General features: G+C 45.4%; 5 protein-coding genes and 1 pseudogene. 2 read left to right on the forward strand and 4 right to left on the reverse strand.

From position 1 onward, the window contains the following. The first annotated feature begins 60 nt into the window (after window positions 1–60). Both ACVWXF_RS13960 and ACVWXF_RS13965 read left to right on the forward strand, forming a co-directional pair. The gene (locus ACVWXF_RS13960; protein ID WP_457474694.1) at window positions 61–273 is read left to right on the forward strand and encodes a thioredoxin family protein; all 213 of its coding nucleotides are present in this window, start codon (window positions 61–63) and stop codon (window positions 271–273) included. Window positions 274–288: 15 nt separating this feature from the next. After that, window positions 289–1,280 (forward strand): annotated as a pseudogene (locus ACVWXF_RS13965) (permease). A 310-nt stretch (window positions 1,281–1,590) separates the two neighbouring features. Here the strand turns inward: ACVWXF_RS13965 and ACVWXF_RS13970 are convergent. From ACVWXF_RS13970 to ACVWXF_RS13985, 4 genes are all read right to left on the reverse strand, one after another. After that, window positions 1,591–3,774: a DEAD/DEAH box helicase gene (locus ACVWXF_RS13970; RefSeq protein WP_457474691.1), complete on the reverse strand. Its 2,184-nt coding sequence runs from the start codon at window positions 3,772–3,774 to the stop codon at window positions 1,591–1,593. 382 nt (window positions 3,775–4,156) lie between these two features. After that, window positions 4,157–4,984, reverse strand: a complete 828-nt coding sequence (locus ACVWXF_RS13975; RefSeq protein WP_457474692.1) for a YwiC-like family protein — start codon at window positions 4,982–4,984, stop codon at window positions 4,157–4,159. Continuing rightward, window positions 4,981–5,322, reverse strand: a complete 342-nt coding sequence (locus ACVWXF_RS13980) for a cupin domain-containing protein (RefSeq protein WP_457474695.1) — start codon at window positions 5,320–5,322, stop codon at window positions 4,981–4,983. Before ACVWXF_RS13980 ends, ACVWXF_RS13975 begins: the two co-directional genes overlap by 4 nt. A 3-nt stretch (window positions 5,323–5,325) precedes the next feature. Then, window positions 5,326–5,682 (reverse strand): hypothetical protein, encoded by a 357-nt coding sequence (locus ACVWXF_RS13985; RefSeq protein ID WP_457474693.1) that lies wholly within the window; start codon window positions 5,680–5,682, stop codon window positions 5,326–5,328. Between the last annotated feature and the right edge of the window lie 48 nt (window positions 5,683–5,730).

Consider the following 5,730-nt stretch of genomic DNA (forward strand, 5'->3'; position numbering starts at 1 on the left):
ACAACTCTTTGCCGCAAATCCAAAGAATGAGTCGGCATTCCTTTCTCTCCTTCCTCTTGAATACCTGTACCCTATTTTAAATTAAAAGGCTGTAATGCCAGAGAAGCGATCGCTGCACTTAACCTAGAAGCAGAAATTTTTCACATTACTGACCCCATTGAAATTGCCAAGCGAGGAGTTATGTCTACACCTGCACTGACTGTTAATGGTAAGGTCGTGGGTAAAGGTAAAGTGATGACCAGTGAGGAAATTCAGCGACTCTTACAGATGTAGAAGAGAGGACAAACAATGTTCGATCCGTTTTATCCATTCGACTGGCTGGCAACACAGATCGTCACTCGTCTATTAGGACTGTCAGTTGAATCTCATCTCGGAGCTAGCTTGCATTTTTTCCTTTACGATGTCCCCAAAGTTTTGACCTTATTGATTGTTATTAGTTTTGTTGTGGGAACATTTCAGAGTTTTTTGCAACCTGAAAACGTGCGGCAATGGTTAGAAGGTAAGCGCACTTTGGGCGGAAATATTCTAGCGGCGATGGTGGGGATTGTCACACCTTTTTGCTCTTGTTCTGCCGTACCCCTATTTATTGGTTTTTTGGAAGCAGGTATCCCTCTGGGTGTGACATTTTCTTATTTGATTTCTGCCCCAATGGTAAATGAAGTAGCTGTTGTACTGTTGTGGGGGTTATTCGGGTTAAAAGTCACACTTCTATATATTGGCTTTGGGGTTGGATTAGCGATCTTAGCTGGTTATATCATCGGATGGCTCAAGTTGGAAAAATGGGTTGAATCTTTTGTATGGCAATTTCAAAAAGCCCACCAAGACAATGCTCAAGAGGACAACCTTAACGCCAATCATGTCACTTGGAAACAGAGGTTTCAGCAGGGATGGTTTCAGTCCAGTGAAATTGTGCGATCGGTATGGCTTTATGTCGTTGTCGGTATTGCGATCGGTGCTGGAATTCATGGCTATGTCCCAACCACTTTAGTTACACAATTAGCAGGGTCTAGCAACCCATTCGCTGTTCCTGTTGCTGTAGTGTTGGGTGTACCTCTCTATGCAAACATTGCTGGTGTTATGCCAATTACCGAAGCATTGGTTAACAAAGGAATGCCGATGGGTACTGTATTAGCGTTCACAATGGCTGTGACGGCTCTCTCATTGCCTGAGATGGTCATCCTGAGAAAAGTTTTCGCCCTCAACTTTTAGCTGTGTTTATTAGCCTAATGACTTTTGGAATCATCAGTATCGGCTACCTGTTTAATGCACTCCTTGTCTAACTACCCCTTTGCTCTCAATCAGGACTGGGAGGATAGCCACAACCAGGGAATAAGGGCATCTAACGGTTGAACTCACCCGCCACCAGTATAGCTAAGCATACAAAGGTTGGCATGATATGGGTCGCTGGGCGTAGCCCCACATTGGTTTCCCAGAATCTTAAGGCGACAACCTTAACCTACCTAGCTATAGTTTTGGGTAATGACTAAAGTATAGCTTCAAGTCGGGTGCAGTGATTTGTTATGTTGCACTTACAATTTGTTATGTTGCACTTACAATTGGTAGCAAATATTGATACGAGTTTCTAATTTGCTATTCAAAATCTTCATCATTAATCCTTTTCAATGAGGATTGATTGAATGCTTTAAAGGTTAGATTTGGGTACTGTTGCACAATAGCTCTCAATTCTTCAAAAACTGGGCTCGCACCCTCAACCCCAGTTACAACGCACCAGATACGCGCTCGTGTAAGTGCAACAAAGGCTTCGTTACGCTTCTGTAGTTCTGACTCTCCTCTCCAAGCTAATGGCTGGGTAGCACAATGAAATCTGCAAGCATAAACCTTCCACGCCTCATTGCCCTTGGCTCGGAAAATTGTTGAGATCGTGATGCAGTTATCCATGCGAAAGATATCCCGATTTGTATCAACACCTGCAATAACGCTTTGGATACCTCGCCTTGAGAGTTTAGATTTTATTGCTTCAAAGTACTGCTGTTCTTTATCACCAGTGGGGCAAGTAATCAACAAGTCCCAAGGGTCGAAGCCTAACTTCAGATCTTCCTCCACTTGTTGAGCAATCCATTCCTGCTCTTCCAACTCATCCGAAAAAGTCTGGATGCGTAAAGGTGAGCCTAAAGCGTCCTTGTGAGGAAAATCATCACTGTCTATGGGGTGAGGGCTGTTTTTTGCCTCGCGCGTAACTGTGACTGTTTTGCCAGCTTTGACACTTGCATCTGAAAAATCTCCATCCAGAACAGTGTAACCTAGTTTTTCCCAGTCCTCTTTGTTACTCACTCCTTGCAAACAACCCTCTTGTCGCAGTAAGCCCATGTTGATAGCGTGAGCAGCCATGAGAAGCATTTTAGGTGTTCGGTAGCATCGGTTTAAATTGTGTGCCTTGCGCAGTCCTCCTTCGTAGGTAGGGCTGGTTATGGTTCCATCAGGAAGTTTGTTCCCACCTAAATCTACTACTGGTGTTCCATCTGGATTAAGCCCAAAGATATGCAAAGGACGAGGTACAGTCAGGGTTCCAATCCCCTGTGCTTCGTCGTATGCCCAATAAAGTCGTTTTGGGTCAGATAAACTTTTATAAGCTAATCGATAGAAGGATGGGGGCAAATCCTGTCCTTCGTCTATCAAGATCGCATCAAAAAGTACAGGTATGTTCGGCACCCTTTTCTCTAGATCATCGCAAACATACTCAAAAGCCTCTGATGGAGAGCAGTCGCGCCCCATCCTCTCTCTTACATCCTTGACACTCAGAGGACATATTCCCGATTTTTGGGCTAAGTTACGGTAGAAACCGTTACGCTCTCTTGAACCCCAAGCATGTAGTACTTGTACATTGTGCCAGTTTGGCTCTACATCTCCTTCATCCTGCCGAACCATTTCACGATAGTAAAGACTGATTAAACCTATGATTTGGTCGTAAAGTGCCTGTGTAAAAAACACAAAAGCAATTTTCCAGTCAGGGTGCGCGGCATGGATTTTTGCGGCTCTCTTGGCAAATAGAACGGTTTTCCCTGTTCCTGCTAATCCTCTAACACGCTGAGGGCCATCTGGAACCTCAAAAGCTACCTTTTGCTGTTGATCGTCCAGAAAACGAAGGCGAGATTCCAGATAATGGATGACTCTTAAAGGATTTTCGGGTGGTGTTCCTGTGGGTATGGCTCTAGCTTCTTGTCTTGGTAGCGAACCGCCCAGTAAAGCAACTATGTTTTGCCACTGTTCATCAGATAGAGGACGCTGTGGATTTTCGCAAGCGCCCAACTGTAGTTTTTCTCGGAGAGTCGATGGCTTCAGATCCTCCTCCAGCAAAACAACGCCATGGGTACACGGCAAGTCAGAAAATCCTTTATCTTGCCATTCTTGCTCTTTAACAAAGGGTAATACCACTCTGTAGTGTGAGGCGACCAGTCCTCGTGTTTCTCTTCGTTCTGTGAGTTTCGCACTTATTGCAAACATGCCATCCTCAGCTTGAAGCATAGGCAATTCCTCTTCCCTATGCCAATTAGTCATTTTCCACTGATGCCCTTCGATACTTTCAATGTTAGCGATACTGCACCCTTTACACTCAAATACCCACAATCCTAAATCTCTGTGCATAAAGATAACGTCAGGTTCTCTGGTGAGATTGCCTGTGCGTTTAAAAATTGGATACCTAAAGTAAGCTACGCATGGCTCATTCTGAAATGTCTTTTTGAGGCATTCCCAAAACTTTTTCTCTGCTGTGTTTGGGTTAAGTGGAGCATAGTTCTGGAACTTACCTTCTGACATGCTGTTTCCAAATGACTAAACTAAATCTATTTGACTAACAAGACAAGCAATATAACGTCTGAACTCACCCGCGGTCACTGGCTTTGGATGATATGAATAGCTTAGCATACGGTCGGGTGCAGTGATTTGTTATGTTGTGTAAATTTTTGTATTGATCGCCTCGGCTACCCACAACCCCCAGCGCCCCTTTACCAACAACCTTGACCAGGCACAGCTCTGGCGCTGGCAACATAACGATTGAGTTGAGCCGCCGCAGATAGGCTTTAATTGTAGCAGATAACCTCTCGGCGGTTGGCTCTAACGATTTGTTATGCCATCGTGATGATGCCATACGTTGATCTTCTTCTCCTTGCCTAGACGCTGTTTAAGAAGCACATCTTTCTCACAAGGACTGTAGGACTGCACCAGTATGGACTGTCAATAAGGCAAAGGCAATTGGCATCAAAAACAAAATAGCGGAAACAGTTTCCAGAAAAGCAACATTCTGAATTTTGGTTGTTTTGTACCATTGCAATCGCCAAACAATGAACCAAAACTTAAGCAGAGCCACACCGAAGGCGATCGCTGTTAATTTAGACAACCATCCCAAATACCACAAGCCCAAGACTATCAGCGTTGCAGTAGCGTGATAAACCAGACTGGGAGCTAGGGATGCGGTCTGATGCTTACGCAACTTCACCGTGAAGACAGCACTGCTAAAAAACAGGGTATTCAAGAGCCACAAACCTAGCAGGGCTATTGACACTGTTCCCGTTGTGGCGATCGCTGCCAAGGGAGCTGACAGACACACTGCCGCGAAGGTGACCAATTCATTCCAAATTGATCTCTGTCTGCGGTAAAACACCGCCATGCTATCAATCAGAAAAGCGGCGATCGCTCCCAAGTACAACCAAAGCAACATGGGCGTTTGCCAGAAGAGATACCCAGCAATACCCAAGGCAATGCCTGCATACAACCCTCCCCACACCAAAAATTGCGGCTTCCAACTGCGGCGTTGCTTAATCTGGAGCGTCAGGGGATGCTCAGCTTGAAACCCTGCAAAAGCACAGATGAGTGCTAGCGTTGTGTTCCAATTCCATTGCCCAGCAAAGGCAGCACCCGTGAAAAATGATACCAACAATACGACATAAACCCCATGCTCTGGAGAAAAAGTGGGTATATACCAAGACTTGCCATGCGGAATGGACGGTTGGGAAGTAGCTGTAGTCATGATTGGCTTACACTCGATAGCGTTAGTACAAAAGCCAAATTAGAGGTCGCCATCAAGGAATGGGGAGCATTGGCTTCCATAAAGATAAAGATACCAGGACTCAGGGGAATCTCTTGACCCTCTAGCGTCAATACGCCAGTCCCTTCAATCACGTGCACTGTAGCGTGGCGAGTAGCAGTGTGTTCTGAAATTTCCGTGTTTGCCGCCAGACAAAACAGGCTATATTGGCATACTTCACTCTTCCAGATTAATTTGCTCAGTACACCCGCTTCTGGATAAACGAGATGATCTTGCAACTGCACACAAGGGGTTTCGCGAGAAATAAGAGTGTTAGACATCATTCAACCTCCCTTGCGGGCTACCAATACAATGTAACCAAGGTCGGTATGGTAACGCATGAAGGTTTCGCGCATAGAGAGAATGCGCTCTCGGATAGTCGGTCGAGCGAGCACATTCCAGGCAATCGTCAGGAGTGTTGATATGCCCTCTTCCTGAGCAATGCGACTGGGGTTAAGGAGGGTCATCGGTCCGATGTTGTAATTTTCCACAACGAACCCCGCTTGTTCAACAAGCTTTATCCAGCCATCTTTAGATAAGGGCACAGCATTGACGCGAATCGTAGCCGATAATTCACGGCGAATGGTATCGGTATTACAGCCTGTTAAGGGCTCAAGGGGTACAATAGCAGCACTTAGCAAACCAACTTCGGAAGGAGGATGGATTGATCAGTAGTAAAGAAGTCTTCA

The organism is Thermostichus sp. MS-CIW-40, from assembly GCF_054058315.1.

Coding starts and splice junctions, on each gene's coding strand:
- ACVWXF_RS13970 (WP_457474691.1), bottom strand. CDS start 3,774: ATGTCAGAAGGTAAGTTCCAGAACTATGCTCCACTTAACCCAAACACA.
- ACVWXF_RS13975 (WP_457474692.1), bottom strand. CDS start 4,984: ATGACTACAGCTACTTCCCAACCGTCCATTCCGCATGGCAAGTCTTGG.
- ACVWXF_RS13980 (WP_457474695.1), bottom strand. CDS start 5,322: ATGTCTAACACTCTTATTTCTCGCGAAACCCCTTGTGTGCAGTTGCAA.